This window comes from Stenotrophomonas sp. RS-48 (genome assembly GCF_030053245.1).
In the GTDB taxonomy this organism is placed as follows: domain Bacteria; phylum Pseudomonadota; class Gammaproteobacteria; order Xanthomonadales; family Xanthomonadaceae; genus Stenotrophomonas; species Stenotrophomonas maltophilia_P.
Genome location: NZ_JASGBV010000090.1, coordinates 1 through 18,438, shown reverse-complemented (window position 1 = coordinate 18,438; position 18,438 = coordinate 1). Strand labels below are relative to the sequence as shown.

The window sequence follows — 18,438 nt, the reverse complement described above, 5'->3', positions numbered from 1 at the left end:
GCCCGCACGCCCGCGACGATGGTCACCGCCCTGTCCGCCCTGCTCTGGTTCATCTCGCAGCATCCGCTGCTGACGTTCTTTGCAGCAATGGGGCTGGCCGCGCTGGTCTCGTGGTGGCGGCGTTCACCGGTCTACGCCATCGTGGTGTTTCCGCTGGCGATGCTCAACATCTTCCTCGGCAGCTTCCTCAACGCCACTTTCCTCAACGCGGTGGGCGAGCGCGGTGAAGCGGTGATCGTGAAGGCCGAGGAAACCAATTCCACGCTCAACGAACAGTACATCTGGCGCTACGAAGCGGTGTTGCGCACTTCCGAAGGTCGCGACGTGGAGGTGGTGTTCCACACCAACACCGCTTCGCTGTGGCCGCTGGAGAACGCGATCCGCATCCCGGCTCAGGACCAGCCGTTCGTGGTGAAGTACACGCCGGGCTTTCCGCGCAACTTCGTCATCCTCACCACCGAATCACCGCACGGCATCGCCCAGGCCCGTGCCAGCGCGCGCGAGCGGGTGGAGGTAGCCGCACGCAAGCTGCACTTCAGCCCGGGCAACGCCGATTTCCGCGCGGACTATCGCCGCGAACTGGATACCTGGCTGCGTGATCATGGCAACGATCCGCAGCAGCAGTCCGACGCACGGCGATATCGCGCAGAACGCGAAGCACTCGATCACTAGCACCCGGCCCGGCCTGGATGCTCCACCCGATCCATCCACAGGCCTGACATGACCACGACGTCCACCGCCCTCCTCCCGCTGCTGCAGCAGGTCCTGCAGGACGCTGGCATCGCCAGTCGCGTCGACGGCGGCGCGCTGGTGCTGGACAGCGGCCTGCGCCTGACCCCGCATGCGATGGCAGCACACGCGCGCGACAACGGTGGCTGGCAGACCTCCACGGTCATCGAGGCGCAGCACCCCACCCTGTTCGCCGATGGCCTGTTCGAGTACCAGCACGCCAACGGCGCCGATGAGCAGGCCTCGCTGCTGTCCGGCTTCCAGGCCTGGGTGCGGGTGGACCTGGCCACCCTGCAGACCGCAGTGGGCGCCGACGACGCGCAGGGCCTGCCGATGATGGGCCTGACCTATCCAGCAGGTGATGACGGCAAGGAACACGGGCGCACCGTCGTGCTGGGGCCGCTGGCCCACTACCGCGCGCAGGAGGTGGAGGTCGCCACATGCAGTGAGGACGACCACGGTTCCTGCCCCTGCTGCCTGTTCACCAGGAGCATGGACGCCTTCGACGAGCTGCTGAAAGCGCGCCAGTTCCTTGCCATCCGCCTGTTCGCCTCGCGCGATGCCGATGGCCTGTGCGAGGCCGATTGTCGGGTCAATGGCCACGACTTCGCCCCTGCCCTGCCATTGCTGCGCGCGTATGCCGCCAGTTGGCCGCAGGCCGGGCTGGAGTTCCGCAAGCAGTACGTGGTGATCCGCACCGGCTCACCCGGCTGACGCGCCCACACCCGGTACAGGCCGGTGCGGCTACACTGCGCGCCGGTTTCCCAAGCAACCGCACTTTTCCCATCCCACACGAGGCACCCCCGCGATGCTGTATGCGCAAGTCCACCTGACCCTTCCCGCCTGGATCCACGACCAGATCGACCTGGATCGTCGATATCCGGGCGATGAGGCCAAGGTCGCGCTGGCCATCGAGCTGTCGCGCCAGAACGTCGAGCACGCCAGCGGCGGTCCGTTCGGCGCCGTGGTGTTCGGTCCGGACGACAAGGTGATCGCCGCCGGCGTGAACCGGGTGATGCCGCATGCCACCTCGTTGGCACATGCCGAGAACATGGCCTACATGCTGGCCCAGCAGCGCCTGCAGACGCCGCGCCTGAATGCCGTGCTGTCGCCGGTCACCCTGGCCACCAGCTCGCAGCCGTGCTGCCAGTGTTACGGCGCTACGGTGTGGGCCGGCATCGACCGCCTGCTGATCGGCGCCAGTGCCGCCGATGTAGAGGAACTGACCCCGTTCGACGAAGGCCCGCTGCCGGCCGACTGGGTGGGCGAGCTCAACAAGCGTGGCATCGAGGTGGTGCAGGGCCTGAACCGCGACGCCGCACGCAGCGTGCTGCGCGCCTATGGGGAAAGCGATGGCGCCCGTTACTGAAACCGGCATCGGCCTGCTGTGCCTGTGCCGCCAGGGCTTCGAGCCGGAGCTGGCCGGCGAACTGCAGTTCCGCGCCGGTGAGGCAGGGTTCGCCGGCTACGCACGTACCCAGCGCAATGACGGCTATGTGTTGTTCATGTGCGACGAAGCGGCCGCGTTGGCACCGCGGTTGCCGTGGCGCGGCCTGATCTTCGCGCGGCAGAAGCTGGTGGTGCTGGCTGAACTGCCGCAGCTGGATCCGGCCGATCGCATCACGCCGATGCTGGAGGTGCTGGCCGATGCGCCACGCTTTGGTGATCTGTGGGTCGAACATCCGGATTCGGATGCCGGCAAGCCGCTGTCCGGGCTCGCCCGTGCGTTCGGCAACGCGTTGCGCCCGGCGCTGCGCAAGGCCGGCAAGCTCAGCGACAAGCCCAATGCACGGCTGCCACGCCTGCACGTGGTGTTCGTGGACGGCACCCACGCCTTCATCTGCGTGGCCGACCCCGCCGACAGCGCACCGTGGGCACTGGGCATTCCGCGCCTGAAACTGCTGCCGGAGGCCCCCTCGCGTTCGGCGCTGAAGCTGGACGAAGCCCTGCTGACGCTGCTGGCGCCGGAAGAACGCGAGGCACTGGTGAAACCCGGCATGCGCGCGGCCGACCTGGGGGCGGCACCGGGCGGCTGGACCTGGGTGTTGACCCGCCAGCACATGCAGGTGCTGAGCATCGACAACGGCCCCCTGCGCCAGCACGTACTGGATACCGGCCTGGTCGAGCACCTGCGCGCGGATGGCTTCCATTGGCACCCGGAGCAGCCGCTGGACTGGATGGTGTGCGACATGGTCGAGCAACCGCGCCGCGTTGCCGAACGCATGGCCACCTGGTTCCGCGAAGGCTGGTGCAGGCATGCCATCTTCAATCTGAAACTGCCGATGAAGAAGCGCTGGGACGAGACCCGGCTGTGCCTGGACCTGTTCCAGGAGCAGGCTGGCACGTCGCTGGAAGTGCGTGCCAAGCAGCTCTATCACGACCGCGAAGAGATCACCGTGCTGGCATCGCCGATGCGGTGATGCGCGGCAGGGTCATCGCCCGCACAGGATGCCGCGGGTACGCTTCCGTCAACGCCTGCCAGGAGTCCGTCATGTACCGTCCGCGTTTGCCCGTGCTGCTGGCTGCCCTGCTGGCCACGTCCCCCGTGCTGGCGCAGCAGCTGCCGCCCACACCCGCGCAGAGCCAACCGCTGGGTCCGACCGGCGGAGCCATCCGCCAGCAGCCCTTGAATGCCGGACGGGTCACCGGCAGCGTCGATATCCCGATGCCCGCAGGGGAGGCCCAGGTCACGGTGCGCTCGGTTGAACCCAGCAGCGTGACCGGCCAGTACCGCATCCACTTTGCCGCGCTGGATACCGACGGTGATGGCTTCATCAGCCGTGCGGAGGCCCAGGCCAATCCTGCACTGGCCGATGAGTTCACCGCGCTGGACAGCAAGCGCCGCGGCAAGCTGGATCGTGCCGACCTGGCCGGCTGGCTGATTGATTGATCCGGTTCACGGATCCCGCCGGGCACGGCCCGGCGCTACCGGCCTGATGATCCGCCGAACGGCGTCCCGCTGCCGCGCTGGATCGTGCCGACCTGGCCGGCGCGCTGATTGATTGATCCGCTGCTGGTAGCGCCGGGCTATGCCCGGCGCATTCCATGAACCGCGCTGCGCGCTCGCCGGGCATGGCCCGGCGCTACCGGCGGATCAACCGCCAAACGGGGTCGTCACACGCCGGCGGCGCGCCTCCAGAACGCCTGAACCAGCGGCGGCCACTTGCCGACGCAGCCCAGCGCGCGGCCACGGGCGAGGGTCAGGTGCATCTCGTCGTTGGAGAACAGGCGGTTGATCGCATCGAAACTGTAGGCGGCCACCTGGTTGTCGCTGCGCCGCTCGCGGGCCCAGCGCTGCAGGCGCTGCGGCGACAGGCGCGGCTGGCCACGGCGCTCGGCTGAAGGCGCCAGCCATTGCCGCAGGGCAGCGACATCCCGCAGCCCCAGGTTCACGCCCTGCCCGGCCAGGGGGTGCACCACATGCGCGGCGTCGCCGAGTGCGAGCACACGGCCGGCCACATAGTGGCGGGCCAGCTGGCGGCGCAGCGGGAACGCGGCGCGCGGCGACACCAGGCGCAGTTCGCCCAGCCGTGCGGCGAAGGCGCGGGTCAGTTCGCAATTGAATGCCTCATCCTCCAGCGCCAGCACGCGCACCGCCTCTTCGTCAGGCAAGGTCCACACGATCGAGCTGCGGCGCTCGGCCACCGGCAGCAGCGCCAGCGGACCGGTCGGCAGGAAACGCTGCCAGGCCGTAGCCTGGTTGGGCAGCTCGCTGTCGACGTAGGCCACCACGCCACGTTGGTGATAGTCGTGGCGCACCACGTCGATGCCCGCCAGCTCGCGCAGCGTCGACTCGGCACCATCGGCGGCCACGGCGAGGGCCGCTTCCAGCCTGCGTCCGTCATCCAGGCGCAGTCGCACCCCTTCCTCCTCCTGCTCCAGCGCCTCCACCCGTGCCGGGCAATGCAGCTGCACCCCGGCCGCCGGCAGTGCCGCCCACAGGCGATCCTGCAACAGCCCGTTCTCGACGATGAAGCCCAGCTCGCGACGCCCCAGGCGGTCGGCGTCGAACAGCAGGTCCTCGCCTCCCGCGGCATCCCATACCTGCATGCGGCGATACGGCCAGGCCCGCGCCTGTACGATCGCAGGCCACACGCCGAGACGGTCCAGCAGCTGCACGTTGTCAGCCGCGAAGGCGAACACGCGCAGGTCCGGCTGCGATGCCTGCCAGGGCGCGGGCTCACGGCCCTCCACCAGGGCGACGGCCAGCCCCGCATCGGCCAGCGCCAGTGCACACGCGGCACCGACCACGCCGCCTCCCACGATGACCACGTCCAGGCGCGCGCGGCGGTTCATGCGGCTTCTCCGCGGCACAGTCGCGGCACGACGCCACGGAAACCCATCGCCCCGCCGACCAGCATCGACTGCACCGAACCGCGCTGCGCGGCCACCAGGCCGAGACTGCGCAACGGGCGCATCAACGGCGCAGGATTGCTGGTCAGGCGCGCCAGTCCTCCGGAGAACGCCACCGTCTGCTGGCGATCCTCTTCCCGACGGGCCACATACGCACGCAGCAGCGCATCACTGCCGGCATCGCCTGCATCGTCTTCCAGCAGTTCGGCCAGGGTCAGCGCATCGCGCAGGCCCAGGTTGAAGCCTTGCGCGCCCAACGGATGGATGGTCTGTGCGGCATTGCCGAGCAGCACCGCGCGCTCGCCTGCCAGGGCGCGCGCCAGCACCTGGATCAGCGGGTAGGCACTGCGCGGACCCGACTCCAGCAGACGCCCGGCACGCCAGCCGATGGCATGCTGCAGGCGCTGCAGCCACGCTGCGTCGTCCAGCGCCATCACCGCGTCGGCGTCTTCGCGCGCCACCCCATGCACCGTGCCGAAATGGCGGTCGCCACGCGGCAGCAGGGCCGTCGGGCCGGTATCGGTGAAGCGCTCCCAGGCCGTGCCGTCGGGCGCGCGCTGGCTGCGCACGCGGGCCACGAACAGGGTCTGCTGGAAATCGTGGCGGTCGACCTCGATGGCCAGCGCCTCCCGCACCGCACTGGCCGTGCCATCGGCACCGACCACCAGCCGTGCCAGCAGCGTGCGCTCGCCGGCGTCGTCGGCCACATGCACCTGGCGACAGCCCTCCACCACCCCGCCCAGGCCGAGGAAACGCATCGGCCGGTAACGCCGCAGCCGCGGCAGTTCCTGCAGGCGTGCCTCAAGCGCATGACCGAAGTCACGTGCGACCACCACCTGGCCGAACCACGGCCGGTTGTAATCGGCCGCATCGAGCTGCACCCGGCCAAAGTCACCGGCGCGGCTGACATGGATGCGACGGATCGGTCCCGGCGCCATCGCCAGCTTCTGCATCACCCCCAGCGCGGTCAGCGCGTTGACGGTGGCCGCGGCGAAACTGAGGTTGCGCTGGTCGAACACCGCCGGCAGTCCACCGGCAGGGCTGGCCTCGATCAGGCCCACGTCGCGGCCCAGGCGGTCCAGGGCGATGGCGAGGCTGGCACCCACCAGTCCGCCGCCGACGATCAGCACGTCATGTCGTTCACTCATGGCGTTCATGATACGCGCTCGCCCCGGCTGTACACCGAACGCGGCGCTGCCTGCGCCAACCCGCGCGGCGGGCTAGAATGAAAGCTGAATCCGCTCCGGGCCCGCCGCCATGTCCGACACCGCCAATCGTGCCTTCGTCCTGTCCGTGCTCGTGCTGTTGCTGGCGGCGACCCGGGTCAACCACTTCGCGGCGATCCCCGATGCCTCCTGGGCGGTGTTCTTCATCGGCGGTTTCTACCTGGCGCGCTGGACGCGCTGGGCCTTTCCGCTGCTGATGCTGTTTGCGGTGCTGGTCGACTGGATCGTGATCCGCAGCGCGGGGCTGGATTTCTGGCAGCACTACTGCGTGTCGCCCGGCTACTGGCTGCTGCTGCCGGCGTACTTCTCGCTGTGGGCCGGCGGCATGCTGCTGGGCCACAACTACCGCGGCGCGCGCTGGCCGGTGCTGGCCAAGGGTGCGCTCCTGCTGGTGGCCTCGGTGGCGCTGTGCCACCTGCTTGCGCAGGGGGGCTTCTACTGGACCACCCGCAACGTTGCCGAGCCGACGCTGGCGGGCTGGGCGCAGAACTACGCACAGTGGTTCGGCCCCTACCTGCGGACCACGGCGATCTACGTGGCGCTGGCCGCCGCCCTGCAACTGGCCGTGGAGCAGGTGCTCAAGCTCCAGCAGGCCCGTCGCGACATCCGGCACTGAGCTGCGCCATGGGCCATCGCCTCTCGCGCATCTACACCCGCACCGGTGACGACGGCAGCACCGGACTGGGCGATGGCCAGCGCGTAGCCAAGGACGATGCCCGCGTCGCCTCCTACGGCACCGTCGACGAAGCCAACGCGGCGCTGGGCCTGCTGCTGGCCGCACCGCTTCCGGACGACGTACGCGCGCTGGTGGTCCATCTGCAGCACCAGCTGTTCGACCTGGGCGCCGAGCTGTGCATCCCCGGCCATGCCGCGATCCATGCCGCCGATGTCTCGGCGCTGGAACAGCAGCTGGACCACTACAACACCACGCTGCCGATGCTGAAGGAGTTCATCCTGCCCGCCGGTGGCGAAGCCGCCGCACGCTGCCACCTGGCACGGACCATTGTCCGCCGCGCCGAGCGCGAGACGGTGACGCTGTCCCGCCATGAGAACGTGCGCAGCGAAGCGCTGCAGTATCTCAACCGGCTGTCGGACCTGCTGTTCGTGCTGGCCCGGGTGCTGGCCCGCGCCGATGGGCAGGGCGAGGCGCTCTGGCAGCCCCAGCACCGGCAGGGCTGAGTCCGTACGATGCTGGTCTTCACCCATCCGTCCTGCCTGCTGCACGATCCCGGTCCGGGCCATCCCGAATGCCCGCAACGGCTGCAGGGCGTGCTCGACGCCCTGCGCGGCGCATTCCCCGGCCAGCTGGACTGGCGCGAGGCCCCACCCGCCAAGTTCGGCGAGTTGAGCCGGGTCCACGACAGCGCCCTGCTCGACTTCGTGCTGCAACCGCAGACCGTGCCCCTGCGCCAGCTGGACATGGACACCTGGACCTCGCCCGGCTCGGCCAGCGCGGCGGTGCATGCTGCCGGTGCCGGTGTGGCCGCGGTGGATGCGGTGATGCTGGGCGCGGACCCGCTGGCGTTCTGCGCGGTGCGCCCGCCGGGTCACCATGCCACCAGCAGCACGGCCATGGGCTTCTGCCTGCTCAACAACATCGCCATCGCCGCAGCCTACGCGCGCGACCGCCACGGGCTGGAGCGGATCGCGGTGGTCGACTTCGACGTCCACCATGGCAACGGCACCCAGGACATCTTCCAGCACGACGCACGGGTGTCGTATTACAGCACCCACCAGGCCGGCCTGTTCCCCAACTCCGGCCTGCGCCGTGACCGTGGCGCGGGCAATCTGATGAACATCCTGCTGCCGCCGGGCAGTGGCGGATTCCGCTTCCGCAATGTCTGGGCCGACGAGATGCTGCCGGCCATCGACGACTTCCGCCCGCAGCTGATGCTGATCTCGGCAGGCTTCGACGCCCATCTGCGCGACCCCCAGGCGGATCTGATGCTGGAGACCGAGGATTTCGCCTGGATCACCCGCGAACTGCATGCGCTGGCGCGTCGCCATGCGGCCGGCCGGGTGGTGTCGATGCTGGAGGGCGGCTACGACCTGCAGGCCCTGGCCGAATGCAGCGTGGCCCACGTGCAGGCCCTGATGTCGCCGGCGGCGTCCCCCCCGGCTGGATGAACCCGAGCCGGTGCGACCGGGCCGCCTTCATTGCCCCTATGCAAGGGATGGGGCAAGCTACCGTCCGTTTTCGCCCGAATCCGAACCGCGTGCGCCGAGCCCTCCGCCTGCTTCCCCTGCCTCTGAGCATCGCCGTCTGCCTGCCGGCGATGGCCGATGATAAGCCGCTCAACTGGGGCCTGTGCCCGGCAACCGACGTCATTCCCGCGTTCACCGACGCCCCGACCCCGGTTCCGGGCCAGGACAAGGCCGCCGCCAGCGCCGCGCGCGAGCAGCAGCCGACCGATATCGAGGGCGATCAGCTGCTGGGTACCACCACGGTGCCGCAGTACGAGGGCAACGTCGCCCTGCGTCGCGGCGACCAGTTCGTCGGCACCGACAAGCTCAGCTTCGACACCGAGTCCGGCAACTACATCGCCGATGGCAATGTCCGCTACCAGGACGCGTCGATCCGGATGGTCGCCAAGCGCGCCGAGGGCAACCAGGAAAGCGACACCCACAAGATCACCGACATCCAGTACCAGCTGGTGTCCCGCCGTGGCAACGGCGACGCCGAATCGGTCGACCTGCAGGGCGCGGTCGGGCAGATGCACCGCTCCACCTACACCACCTGCGACCCGTCGCAGCCGGTGTGGAAGCTGTCGGCGCCGCAGATCGAAGTGGACAACGACGAGGGCTTCGGCACGGCGCGCAATGCCGTGCTGCGCATCGGCAAGGTGCCGGTGCTGTGGGCACCGTACTTCAAGTTCCCGATCGACGACCGGCGCAAGACCGGCCTGCTGTTCCCGCAGCTGGGCATGTCCGGGCGCAACGGGTTCGACTACACCCAGCCGATCTACCTGAACCTGGCACCGAACTACGACGACACGCTGATGCCGCGCTACATGAGCCGGCGCGGCCTGATGCTCGACAACGAGTTCCGCTACCTCTACAACGGCGGCCGCGGCGAACTGCTGACCGCCTACATCCCCAACGACAAGCTGCGCGACCGCGATCGCGGCCGCGTCATGTTCAGCGGCTACCACAACGTGGACAGCCACTGGCAGGCACGTGCCAACCTGGCCTGGGTCAGCGACGAGCGCTACGTCGAGGACTTCGCCAACCGCCTGGTGGGCGTGACCGCCTCGAACCTGCAGAGCACCGTTGGCCTGTACGGCACCGGCCAGAACTGGACGGCCGGAATCATGGCCGACCGCTGGCAGCTGACCGACTACACGCTCAACGAGAGCGCGCTGGCCTACAACCGCCAGCCGCGCCTGTACTTCAACTGGGACAAGCCGGTCCTGTCGTGGCTGGAAACCGGCGTGTACGCCGAAGCCGTGCGCTTCACCCATGAAGACATCAACTTCAAGTACGGCCCCGAGGCCGGACCGGACCTTGAGTACACCCGTACCGGCCAGACCCAGCGGATGTACGGCGGCGCACGCCTGGACCTGAAACCCTATGTGTCGCTGCCGTTCAGCGGTGCGGCCTGGTACGTGACCCCGACCCTGGCCTACCGCTACACCGCCTACGACCTGGACCGGCAGCTGGCCGACAGCATCCGCCGCAATGTGCTGGTTTCGCAGGGCGTTGATCCGGCCACCGCTACCCCCGAGCAGCTGCGCGGCAACACCTCGCCCAGCCGCAGCCTGCCGATCGGCAGCATCGATGCCGGCCTGTTCTTCGACCGCGAGACCACCATCGGCGGCCGCTCGTTCCTGCACACCCTGGAACCGCGCCTGTTCTACCTGCGCACGCCCTACCGCAACCAGGACGAGCTGCCGATCTTCGATACCCGCGACTTCACCTTCAGCTGGGGCCAGCTGTTCCGCGACTCGCGCTATACCGGCGCCGACCGCCAGAACGACGCCAACCAGCTGACCATGGCGCTGGGCACCCGCTTCATCGACCAGACCACCGGCCGCGAGCGGTTCTCGGCGGCCATCGGCCAGATCCAGTACTTCGACGAATCGCGGGTGACCGCCGTGCCGGGTGGCCCGCCGGTGGAAAAGGGCAAGTCGGCCTGGATCGCCGATGCCAACTACATGGTCAACGACCGCTGGACCCTCAGCGCGACCTACCAGTGGGACCCCAAATACAAGCGTGAGGACCTGGCCAGCTTCCGCGCCCGTTACCTGATGCCCAACGATGGCGTGGTCAACCTGACCTACCGCCACCGCATCAACCCGGACGGCACCGACCTGCTGAAGCAGGCCGACCTGTCGTTCCTGTACCCGCTGAACCCCCGCTGGAGCCTGGTCGGCCGCTACTACTACTCGCTGGAAGACAAGAAGCCGCTGGAAATCATCGGTGGCGTCCAGTGGGACAGCTGCTGCCTGGCCGTGCGCGCGGTGGCCCGCCGCTACGTGCGCAACCGCGAGGGCGAGCTGAACAATTCCATCCAGCTGGAGTTCGTGCTGAAGGGCCTCAGCTCCCTGGGCCAGGACACGGACCGAACCCTGCGCCGTGCTATCCTCGGCTACAACCGCGACGACCTCTATCTCGTGCCCCCCAGCAATACCGGGACGACCCGGGACGACTACGATCCGAATCTGATCCCATGACCAAGCGCTTCCCCGTTCTTCTCGCCTCGCTGCTGGCGGTGTCCAGCGTGTCCGCCCCCCTGCAGGTACTTGCCCAGGAGGCGCAGCCGCTGGACCGCATCGCCGCTGTCGTCGATGAGGACGTGATCCTGCAGAGCGAACTCCAGCGCGCCATCGCCAACATCAAGGCGCAGTACGCCGGCCGCGAGGCCCAGCTGCCGCCGGATGACGTACTCAGCCGGCAGGTGCTCGAGCGCCTGGTGCTGGTCAAGCTGCAGGTGGCCCGTGCGCAGGGCAGCGGCATCCGCGTCAGCGACCAGGAGCTGAACCAGGCGATGAATGCCATCGCCCAGCAGAATGGTTCCAATCTGGACGCGCTGCGCCAGCGCCTGGCAAGTGACGGCATCGATTTCAACGACTTCCGCGCCTCGGTGCGTGACGAGATCACCGTGCAGCGCCTGCGCCAGAGCTTCGCGCAGAGCCGCATCAGCGTCAGCGAGGGCGAAGTCGATGCCGCGTTGAAGCAGCAGGCCACCGCCGGCAACCAGTACCACCTGGCGCACATCCTGATCGCCCTGCCCGACGGCGCCAATGCCGAGCAGATCGCCACCGGCCAGAAGAAGGCCGACGGCGTGAAGGCCCTGCTGGACAAGGGTGAGCTGGACTTCAATGCCGCCGCCGTACGTTACTCGGACAGCCCCAATGCACTGGAAGGCGGCGACCTGGGCTGGCGCAGCATGGACGAGATCCCGGCCGCGTTCGCGCAGCTGATGGAAAAGATGAATGCCGGTGACGTGGTTGGCCCGATCCGTGGTCCGAGCGGCTTCCAGCTGCTGAAGCTGGTGGAAGTGCGCGATTCCAGCGCCGCCGCCGGCACCCATACCGTCACCGAGTTCCACGGCCGCCACATCCTGGTGCGCGTGGACGACAACCAGACCGATGCGGCCGCCAAGGCCAAGATCGACACCCTGCGTGCCCGCATTGCCGGCGGCGCCGACTTCCAGACGGTGGCCAGAGAGTCGTCCGAGGACAACAACAGCAAGGGCCAGGGCGGCGATCTGGGCTGGTTCCCGGCCGATGCGTTCGGTCCGGCCTTCGGCCAGCAGGTCCAGAGCGTGCAGGACGGCGGTGTCAGCCAGCCGTTCCGCACCGACGCCGGTTGGCACATCGTGCAGCGCGTGGCGACCCGCCAGACCGACGTGACCAACGACAACCAGCGTGCGCAGGTCCGCGAAACCATCGGCCGCCGCAAGCTGGAAGACGAATACAACCGTTTCCTGCAGGAGCTGCGTGGCGAAGCCTACGTCAGCTTCCGCAGCGGTGACCGCGCGGAAAACACCGCGACGCCGCCGCAGTCCTGACCGATGCGCCCCGAGCTCGCTCTGGTACCGGGCGAGCCCGCCGGGATCGGCCCGGAGCTGTGCATCCGCCTGATCCAGCAGCCGCGCGATGATTGCCGGCTGCTGGCTTTCGCCGACCCGGATACCCTGCGCGCAGCCGCCGCCGCGCTGGACCTGCCCCTGCAACTGCTGCCCGAGGAAGCGGAAGCCCGCTTCCCGGGCGACCTGCGTCTGCGCGTCGTGGCCAATGCCGTCCCGAGCCGCTTCGGCCACGCCGATCCGGCCAATGCCGGCGCGGTCATCGGCGCCCTGCTCGGCGCCGGCCAGGCCTGCCTGTCGGGCGAACTGCACGGCGTGGTCACCGGCCCGGTGCACAAGGCGGTCATCAACGAGGGCGGCATCGCCTACAGCGGCACCACCGAACTGCTGGCCGACCAGGCCGGGGTGAAGGTGGTGATGATGCTGGCCAATCACATCGTGCGCGTGGCCCTGGCCACCACCCACCTGCCGCTGCGTGAGGTCGCCGATGCGATCACCGCACCCGGCCTGGAGCACACCCTGCGCACCGTGCACGCCGCGCTGCGCCGCGAGTTCGGGCTGGCATCGCCGCGCATCGCCGTGCTCGGCCTGAACCCGCACGCCGGTGAAGACGGTCACCTCGGCCGCGAGGAACTGGATCTGGTCATCCCGCTGCTGCAGCGCCTGCGCGCTGAAGGCATGGATCTGGTCGGGCCGCTGCCGGCCGACACCGCGTTCCTGCCAGGCAAGCTGGCAGGTTTCGATACGGTCTTGGCCATGTACCACGACCAGGGCCTGCCGGTGCTGAAGTACTCCGGCTTCGAGCAGGCCGTGAACCTGACCCTGGGCCTGCCCTACCCGCGCGTCGCTGTTGATCACGGTACCGCGCTGGACCTGGCCGGCCGCGGCATTGCCGATCCATCCAGCCTGCAGGCGGCAACGACGCTGTGTGCGCAGCTTGCGCGGCAACGTACACTGAGCGCATGAATTCCCCGCATTCCCCCTCCGGCCCGGTATTCACCGCCCCGGCCAAGAAGCAGCTTGGCCAGCATTTCCTGGCCGATCGCCACTACATCGACAAGATCGTGATGGCGGTCAATCCCAAGGACGGTGACCGCCTGGTCGAGATCGGCCCCGGCCAGGGAGCGATCACGCTGCCGCTGCTGCGCGTGCATCCGGCACTGACGGTGATCGAGTTCGACCGCGACCTGATCGCGCCGCTGACCGCCGCCGCCGAGCCGCTGGGCGAGCTGACCATCGTCCACCGCGACGTGCTGCGCGTGGACTTCACCGAACTGGCGGCCGGACAGCCGATCCGTCTGGTCGGCAACCTGCCGTACAACATCTCCTCGCCTATCCTGTTCCATGCGCTCGAGCATGCCGCCGTGGTCCGCGACATGCACTTCATGCTGCAGAAGGAAGTGGTCGACCGCATGGCAGCCGGCCCCGGCAGCAAGGTCTACGGCCGCCTCAGCGTGATGCTGCAGGCCTACTGCACCGTCACCTCGCTGTTCGTGGTGCCGCCGGGTGCGTTCCGGCCACCGCCGAAGGTCGATTCGGCCGTGGTGCGGCTGGTGCCGCATGATCCGGCCACGGTCGGCATCCGTGACCACGCCCGCTTCGCCGAAGTGGTCAAGGCCGCCTTCGGCCAGCGCCGCAAGACCCTGCGCAACGCACTGAACAACGTGGTGTCGGCCGACCAGTTCGCCGCTGCCGGCGTGCGCCCCGATGCCCGTGCCGAACAGCTGGACGTGGCCGAATTCATCGCCTTGGCCAATGCCTCCTGATTACACTGCCGGTATGGAAGACGCTGACGTTTACGCCATTTCCGTCGAGGTCGCACCGCGATTCCTCGATGACCAGTCCGTGCCGGAAGACGGCCGCTATGCGTTCGCCTATACGATCCGCATCCACAACCAGGGCCGGGTGGCCGCGCGGCTGGTCGCGCGCCACTGGCGCATCACCGATGCCAACGGCCGCGTCGAGCACGTCGATGGCGAAGGTGTGATCGGTGAGCAGCCGCGGCTGCGTCCCGGTGAAGACTTCCACTACACGTCCGGTGTCATGCTGGCGACCGATCACGGGACCATGCAGGGCCACTACGACATGGTCGCCGATGACGGCACCGAATTCGCCGCGCCGGTCGCACCGTTCGTGCTGGCCATCCCACGTACCCTGCACTGACACGGAGGCCGGACGATGAGTGTGTGGGCGATCGGCGACCTGCAGGGCTGCTATGACGTGACCCAGCGACTGCTGGAGAAGCTCCGCTTCGACCCCGCGCAGGACACCCTGTGGTTCTGCGGCGACCTGGTCAACCGCGGTGGTCAATCCCTGGAAACGCTGCGGCTGGTGCATTCGCTGCGCGAGCACAGCGTGGTCGTACTGGGCAATCACGATCTTTCGCTGCTGGCGGTCGGTGCACGCACCGAGGAAGAGCAGCGCAAGGTCAATCCGGACCTGCTGCGCATCGTGCAGGCCGAGGACCGCGACGAACTTCTGGACTGGCTGCGCCTGCAGAAGCTGGTGCATGTGGACCGCGAGATGGGCTGGATGATGGTGCACGCCGGCCTCGCGCCGAAGTGGACCACGCAGATGGCCGAAAAGCATGCGGCCGAAGTCGAGGTGCAACTGCACGGTGCGGGCTACCGCAAGCTGTTCCGCAACATGTATGGCGACAAGCCAAGCTGGGCACCGAACCTGTCCGGCTACGACCGTTCGCGGGCGATCATCAACGTGCTCACCCGCATGCGCTACTGCACTCCGCGCGGACGCATCGGCATCGAGGACAAGGGCACGCCGGGCACGCAGGAACAGGGACTGTATCCGTGGTTTGAAGTGCCCGGCCGGGTCGAGCGCGACCTGAAGGTCGTATGCGGCCACTGGTCGGCGCTGGGCCTGACCATCACCCAGGGCGTGCACGCCATCGACACCGGCGCGGTATGGGGCGGCAAGCTGACCGCGATCCAGCTCGATACCGATGAGCTGCGCGTGGTGCAGGTGCCCGGCCGCGATGTACCTGCTCCGGTTCCGAATGCCCGGCCGCCGGCGCGACCGGCCCACGAGCGGTCTACCGCTGCGGCACAGGGCAAGGAACAGGGCGGCGGAAACACCGCTGCCAACCCGGGCAACCGCGGCCCACGTCGCCGCCGTCGGCGCGGTGGTGGTGGTGGTGGCGGTACGGGTGGCGGCAACAGCACCGGCACGCCGCCGCAGGGCTGAGCCCTCAGGGAGCCGAGCATGGCTCGGCTCTACAGGTGCACGGCGATCAGCGGCGCACGTAATGCACGAAGCGGAACGCGTAGGCGTGGCGTTCGTCGGCCGGATGCGGCTCACTGCTTGTTTCCCGCCACAGCTGCGGGTCCACCTCCGGGAAATGGGTGTCGGCCGGCACTTCGGCATCGACCCAGGTCAGGTACAGGTCACTGGCCTGGTCCAGCAGCTGGCGGAAGATCTCGCCGCCTCCGATGACACACAGCTCACCGGCACCCTCGCCTTCAGCGATCGCCTTCGCTTCGTCCAGCGAGCCCACCGCGCGCATGCCCTCGAACGGCACCTGGCCGCTGCGGGTCAGCACCAGGTTGGTCCGCCCCGGCAGAACGCGGCCGATCGACTCGGCCGTCCTGCGCCCCATCAGGATCGGCTTGCCCAGGGTGAGCGCCTTGAAGTGCTTGAAGTCATCCGGCAGGTGCCAGGGCATGGCATTGCCCTGGCCAATGCCACGGTTGCGATCCAGCGCCACGACCATCGAAAGCTTCATCGCGCTCACACCGCCACCGGCGCCTTGATCGCCGGATGTGGATCGTATCCGTCGATGCGGATGTCGTCGAACTGGAAGCCGAACAGATCGGTCACCTCCGGGTTCAACCACAGCTTCGGCAGCGCTCGCGGCGAGCGCGAGAGCTGCTCGCGGGCCTGCTCGAAATGGTTCGAATACAGGTGCGCGTCGCCCAGCGTGTGCACGAAATCGCCGACGCCCAGGCCGGTCGCCTGCGCAACCATATGGGTCAGCAGCGCATAGCTGGCGATGTTGAACGGCACGCCGAGGAAGATGTCGCCGCTGCGCTGGTACAACTGGCAACTGAGCCTGCCATCGGCCACGTAGAACTGGAACAGGTTGTGGCAGGGCATCAGCGCCATCTGCGAGAGCTCGCCCACGTTCCAGGCGCTGACCACCAGCCGCCGCGAATCGGGATTGCGCCTGATCTCGTCCACCAGCCACTGCATCTGGTCGATCTCGCGACCATCGGCGGTGGCCCAGCTGCGCCACTGCTTGCCGTACACCGGGCCAAGATCACCGTTGCCGTCGGCCCATTCGTCCCAGATCCTTACCTGGTTGTCCTTCAGGTAGCCGATGTTGGTATCGCCTTTCAGGAACCACAGCAGCTCGTGGATGATCGAGCGCAGGTGCAGTTTCTTGGTGGTGACCAGCGGGAAACCTTCGTTGAGGTCGAAGCGCATCTGCCAGCCGAACACGCTGCGGGTGCCGGTACCGGTGCGGTCGCTCTTCTCCGTCCCGTGCTCCAGCACGTGCGAGAGCAGGTCCAGGTAGGCCTTCATGCCTTGCCCTCCACCGCCAGCGGCTGCGGCTGCAGTACCGGTGCGCGGCGCGACATCGCCAGCAGCACCAGGCCCAGCGCGATCAGCGGCAGGCTGAGGATCTGGCCGCGGGTGAGCCAGTCGAACGCTACGTAGATGCCGTTGTCGGGCATGCGCACGAATTCCACCGCGAAGCGGAAGACACCGTACATCAGCGCGAACAGCCCCCCCACCAGATAGCGATGGCGTGGCTTGGCCGACACCGCCCACAGCACCACGAACATCACCAGCCCCTCGAGGAAGGCTTCATACAGCTGCGAGGGGTGGCGTGCGTACTGGTTCAGCGCGCCGGTCGCGAACTGCGCCTGCAGGGTCGCGTGGTCAAGCTGGTTCAGCGGCGCCGGCAGGCCGGACGGAAACACCACGCCCCAGCTGCCGTCGGTGTACTTGCCCCACAGCTCTGCGCCGATGAAGTTGCCGATGCGGCCAAAACCCAGGCCCAGCGGCACCAGCGGCGCCATGAAGTCCATGGTGTCGAAGAAGTGCAGCCTGTGCTTGCGCGACCACCACCAGCAGGCGCCCAGCACGCCGAGCAGGCCGCCGTGGAAGCTCATGCCGCCATCCCACACCTTGAACAGCAGCAGCGGGTTGTGCAGGAAATCGCCCAGCGCGTAGAACAGCATGTAACCGATGCGCCCGCCCAGCACGACGCCCAGCATGGCGTAGAACAACAGGTCGGAGAATCCGTTGGCATCGACGCCGGGCAGGCGCCCGGCGGCGATCCGGCGACGACCGAGCAGCCAGGCGGCGGTGAAACCCAGCAGGTACATGATGCCGTACCAATGCACCTTGATCGGCCCCAGCGAGAGGGCGATGGGGTCGATGTCGTGGAAATAGATCATGGAAGACGCCTGGCAGGAGTACGGGTATTTTAGCGCCCCGACCCGGCCCGGGACCGGGGCTCAGCCCAGGATCTGCGGCGCATTCGGGAGCGCGTCATCCTCCGACCGCGTCGAGGCCGGAAAGTGCCCTTCCACCAGGCTGGACACTTCGTCGATCGCATCGCGCAGCGCATCCACCGGACTGGCGCCGCGCAGGCCTTCGCGCAGGTGGGTGCACACCCGCTGCCACTGCGCCGCGCTGACCCGGTCGCTCAGGCCCCGGTCGGCGACGATCTCGATGGCATGGTCGGCCAACAGCAGGTAGATCAGTACGCCGTTGTTGTGCCGGGTATCCCAGGTGCGCAGGTGGGCGAACGCCTGCTCCGCCGCCTGGCGCGGCGTGATTCCGCGCCAGACCGCGTGCAGCGGCAGATCGGCTTCGACAGCGAACATCACCTGGCCGCCGTGGCGCTGCTCACCGGCAGCGATGGCCGCGGTGATCGCCTGCAGCGTCGCGGGGGGAAACGCCCGTCGTACCGAGGGCGAGAACAGATGACGGCAAAGACGACGGATCATCACCAACCTCCCGAAGCACCACCGCCGCCGGAACGGCCACCGCCGCCACCCCAGCCGCCACCGCCGCCGAAACCACCGCCGCCCCCGAACCCGCCCCCACCGCCCCAGCTGCCGCCGCCCCAGC

The 18,438-nt window shown here is 68.4% G+C and carries 19 protein-coding genes and 1 pseudogene; 14 read left to right on the top strand and 6 right to left on the bottom strand.

Features of this window, described 5'->3' with window-relative positions; genetic code table 11:
- Window positions 1-18: 18 nt before the first annotated feature.
- From QMZ25_RS16175 to QMZ25_RS16155, 5 genes are all read left to right on the top strand, one after another.
- Window positions 19-672 carry a hypothetical protein gene (locus tag QMZ25_RS16175; protein WP_277381424.1) on the top strand — a complete coding sequence of 218 codons (654 nt, stop codon included), beginning with the start codon at window positions 19-21 and terminating at the stop codon, window positions 670-672.
- Window positions 673-720: 48 nt separating this feature from the next.
- Window positions 721-1,443 (top strand): DUF6348 family protein, encoded by a 723-nt coding sequence (locus QMZ25_RS16170; protein WP_065182846.1) that lies wholly within the window; start codon window positions 721-723, stop codon window positions 1,441-1,443.
- A 94-nt stretch (window positions 1,444-1,537) separates the two neighbouring features.
- The gene (locus tag QMZ25_RS16165; protein ID WP_065176235.1) at window positions 1,538-2,098 is read left to right on the top strand and encodes a nucleoside deaminase; all 561 of its coding nucleotides are present in this window, start codon (window positions 1,538-1,540) and stop codon (window positions 2,096-2,098) included.
- A complete protein-coding gene (rlmM, locus tag QMZ25_RS16160; RefSeq protein ID WP_065176234.1) occupies window positions 2,082-3,149 on the top strand; it encodes a 23S rRNA (cytidine(2498)-2'-O)-methyltransferase RlmM in 1,068 nt (355 codons plus the stop codon). The genes QMZ25_RS16165 and rlmM overlap by 17 nt, the downstream gene beginning before the upstream one ends.
- A gap of 71 nt (window positions 3,150-3,220) precedes the next feature.
- The gene (locus tag QMZ25_RS16155; RefSeq protein ID WP_065182845.1) at window positions 3,221-3,619 is read left to right on the top strand and encodes a hypothetical protein; all 399 of its coding nucleotides are present in this window, start codon (window positions 3,221-3,223) and stop codon (window positions 3,617-3,619) included.
- Window positions 3,620-3,843: 224 nt separating this feature from the next.
- Here the strand turns inward: QMZ25_RS16155 and QMZ25_RS16150 are convergent, their stop codons facing one another.
- Both QMZ25_RS16150 and ubiH read right to left on the bottom strand, forming a co-directional pair.
- Window positions 3,844-5,025, bottom strand: a complete 1,182-nt coding sequence (locus QMZ25_RS16150; protein ID WP_283219940.1) for a UbiH/UbiF family hydroxylase — start codon at window positions 5,023-5,025, stop codon at window positions 3,844-3,846.
- Complete coding sequence (ubiH, locus tag QMZ25_RS16145; RefSeq protein WP_197600878.1) at window positions 5,022-6,230, bottom strand: 2-octaprenyl-6-methoxyphenyl hydroxylase; 1,209 nt, start codon at window positions 6,228-6,230, stop codon at window positions 5,022-5,024. The genes QMZ25_RS16150 and ubiH overlap by 4 nt, the downstream gene beginning before the upstream one ends.
- A gap of 109 nt (window positions 6,231-6,339) precedes the next feature.
- Between ubiH and QMZ25_RS16140 the strand changes: the two genes are divergently transcribed.
- The 9 genes and pseudogenes from QMZ25_RS16140 to QMZ25_RS16100 all read left to right on the top strand — a co-directional run bounded on the left by QMZ25_RS16140 (window position 6,340) and on the right by QMZ25_RS16100 (window position 15,540).
- Window positions 6,340-6,924 carry a hypothetical protein gene (locus tag QMZ25_RS16140; protein ID WP_053519669.1) on the top strand — a complete coding sequence of 195 codons (585 nt, stop codon included), beginning with the start codon at window positions 6,340-6,342 and terminating at the stop codon, window positions 6,922-6,924.
- An 8-nt stretch (window positions 6,925-6,932) separates the two neighbouring features.
- Entirely contained in the window at window positions 6,933-7,487 is a 555-nt protein-coding gene (locus tag QMZ25_RS16135) for a cob(I)yrinic acid a,c-diamide adenosyltransferase (protein ID WP_180875727.1), read from the top strand.
- A gap of 9 nt (window positions 7,488-7,496) precedes the next feature.
- Entirely contained in the window at window positions 7,497-8,435 is a 939-nt protein-coding gene (locus QMZ25_RS16130; RefSeq protein WP_065176230.1) for a histone deacetylase family protein, read from the top strand.
- An 89-nt stretch (window positions 8,436-8,524) separates the two neighbouring features.
- On the top strand, window positions 8,525-10,981 hold the full coding sequence (gene lptD / locus QMZ25_RS16125; RefSeq protein WP_080375337.1) for an LPS-assembly protein LptD: 2,457 nt from the start codon (window positions 8,525-8,527) through the stop codon (window positions 10,979-10,981).
- A pseudogene (locus QMZ25_RS16120) lies at window positions 10,978-12,306 on the top strand (peptidylprolyl isomerase); the annotation flags it as partial. The gene lptD and the pseudogene QMZ25_RS16120, both read left to right, overlap by 4 nt.
- Window positions 12,307-12,324: 18 nt before the next feature.
- Window positions 12,325-13,305, top strand: coding sequence for a 4-hydroxythreonine-4-phosphate dehydrogenase PdxA (gene pdxA, locus QMZ25_RS16115; RefSeq protein ID WP_253119352.1), 981 nt, complete (start codon window positions 12,325-12,327; stop codon window positions 13,303-13,305).
- Window positions 13,302-14,105: a 16S rRNA (adenine(1518)-N(6)/adenine(1519)-N(6))-dimethyltransferase RsmA gene (rsmA, locus tag QMZ25_RS16110; protein ID WP_065182841.1), complete on the top strand. Its 804-nt coding sequence runs from the start codon at window positions 13,302-13,304 to the stop codon at window positions 14,103-14,105. Before pdxA ends, rsmA begins: the two co-directional genes overlap by 4 nt.
- Before the next feature lie 13 nt (window positions 14,106-14,118).
- Window positions 14,119-14,502 carry a Co2+/Mg2+ efflux protein ApaG gene (gene apaG / locus QMZ25_RS16105; RefSeq protein WP_053519676.1) on the top strand — a complete coding sequence of 128 codons (384 nt, stop codon included), beginning with the start codon at window positions 14,119-14,121 and terminating at the stop codon, window positions 14,500-14,502.
- A 15-nt stretch (window positions 14,503-14,517) separates the two neighbouring features.
- Window positions 14,518-15,540 (top strand): symmetrical bis(5'-nucleosyl)-tetraphosphatase, encoded by a 1,023-nt coding sequence (locus QMZ25_RS16100; protein WP_065176227.1) that lies wholly within the window; start codon window positions 14,518-14,520, stop codon window positions 15,538-15,540.
- A 46-nt stretch (window positions 15,541-15,586) separates the two neighbouring features.
- Here the strand turns inward: QMZ25_RS16100 and QMZ25_RS16095 are convergent, their stop codons facing one another.
- From QMZ25_RS16095 to QMZ25_RS16080, 4 genes are read right to left on the bottom strand one after another with little or no spacing between them, the layout of a single operon-like run.
- Entirely contained in the window at window positions 15,587-16,078 is a 492-nt protein-coding gene (locus tag QMZ25_RS16095) for a dihydrofolate reductase (RefSeq protein ID WP_277381419.1), read from the bottom strand.
- A 5-nt stretch (window positions 16,079-16,083) separates the two neighbouring features.
- Complete coding sequence (locus tag QMZ25_RS16090) at window positions 16,084-16,878, bottom strand: thymidylate synthase (protein WP_253119360.1); 795 nt, start codon at window positions 16,876-16,878, stop codon at window positions 16,084-16,086.
- Window positions 16,875-17,759 carry a prolipoprotein diacylglyceryl transferase gene (lgt, locus tag QMZ25_RS16085; RefSeq protein WP_065182837.1) on the bottom strand — a complete coding sequence of 295 codons (885 nt, stop codon included), beginning with the start codon at window positions 17,757-17,759 and terminating at the stop codon, window positions 16,875-16,877. Before lgt ends, QMZ25_RS16090 begins: the two co-directional genes overlap by 4 nt.
- A gap of 60 nt (window positions 17,760-17,819) precedes the next feature.
- Entirely contained in the window at window positions 17,820-18,314 is a 495-nt protein-coding gene (locus tag QMZ25_RS16080) for a TPM domain-containing protein (RefSeq protein ID WP_065182836.1), read from the bottom strand.
- Window positions 18,315-18,438 lie beyond the last annotated feature (124 nt).

Coding starts and splice junctions, on each gene's coding strand:
- rsmA (WP_065182841.1), top strand. CDS start 13,302: ATGAATTCCCCGCATTCCCCCTCCGGCCCGGTATTCACCGCCCCGGCC.
- QMZ25_RS16135 (WP_180875727.1), top strand. CDS start 6,933: ATGGGCCATCGCCTCTCGCGCATCTACACCCGCACCGGTGACGACGGC.
- ubiH (WP_197600878.1), bottom strand. CDS start 6,230: ATGAGTGAACGACATGACGTGCTGATCGTCGGCGGCGGACTGGTGGGT.
- QMZ25_RS16095 (WP_277381419.1), bottom strand. CDS start 16,078: ATGAAGCTTTCGATGGTCGTGGCGCTGGATCGCAACCGTGGCATTGGC.
- QMZ25_RS16140 (WP_053519669.1), top strand. CDS start 6,340: ATGTCCGACACCGCCAATCGTGCCTTCGTCCTGTCCGTGCTCGTGCTG.
- QMZ25_RS16170 (WP_065182846.1), top strand. CDS start 721: ATGACCACGACGTCCACCGCCCTCCTCCCGCTGCTGCAGCAGGTCCTG.
- apaG (WP_053519676.1), top strand. CDS start 14,119: ATGGAAGACGCTGACGTTTACGCCATTTCCGTCGAGGTCGCACCGCGA.
- QMZ25_RS16165 (WP_065176235.1), top strand. CDS start 1,538: ATGCTGTATGCGCAAGTCCACCTGACCCTTCCCGCCTGGATCCACGAC.
- QMZ25_RS16130 (WP_065176230.1), top strand. CDS start 7,497: ATGCTGGTCTTCACCCATCCGTCCTGCCTGCTGCACGATCCCGGTCCG.
- QMZ25_RS16155 (WP_065182845.1), top strand. CDS start 3,221: ATGTACCGTCCGCGTTTGCCCGTGCTGCTGGCTGCCCTGCTGGCCACG.
- QMZ25_RS16100 (WP_065176227.1), top strand. CDS start 14,518: ATGAGTGTGTGGGCGATCGGCGACCTGCAGGGCTGCTATGACGTGACC.
- QMZ25_RS16175 (WP_277381424.1), top strand. CDS start 19: ATGGTCACCGCCCTGTCCGCCCTGCTCTGGTTCATCTCGCAGCATCCG.
- rlmM (WP_065176234.1), top strand. CDS start 2,082: ATGGCGCCCGTTACTGAAACCGGCATCGGCCTGCTGTGCCTGTGCCGC.
- QMZ25_RS16080 (WP_065182836.1), bottom strand. CDS start 18,314: ATGATCCGTCGTCTTTGCCGTCATCTGTTCTCGCCCTCGGTACGACGG.
- QMZ25_RS16090 (WP_253119360.1), bottom strand. CDS start 16,878: ATGAAGGCCTACCTGGACCTGCTCTCGCACGTGCTGGAGCACGGGACG.
- lgt (WP_065182837.1), bottom strand. CDS start 17,759: ATGATCTATTTCCACGACATCGACCCCATCGCCCTCTCGCTGGGGCCG.
- QMZ25_RS16150 (WP_283219940.1), bottom strand. CDS start 5,025: ATGAACCGCCGCGCGCGCCTGGACGTGGTCATCGTGGGAGGCGGCGTG.
- pdxA (WP_253119352.1), top strand. CDS start 12,325: ATGCGCCCCGAGCTCGCTCTGGTACCGGGCGAGCCCGCCGGGATCGGC.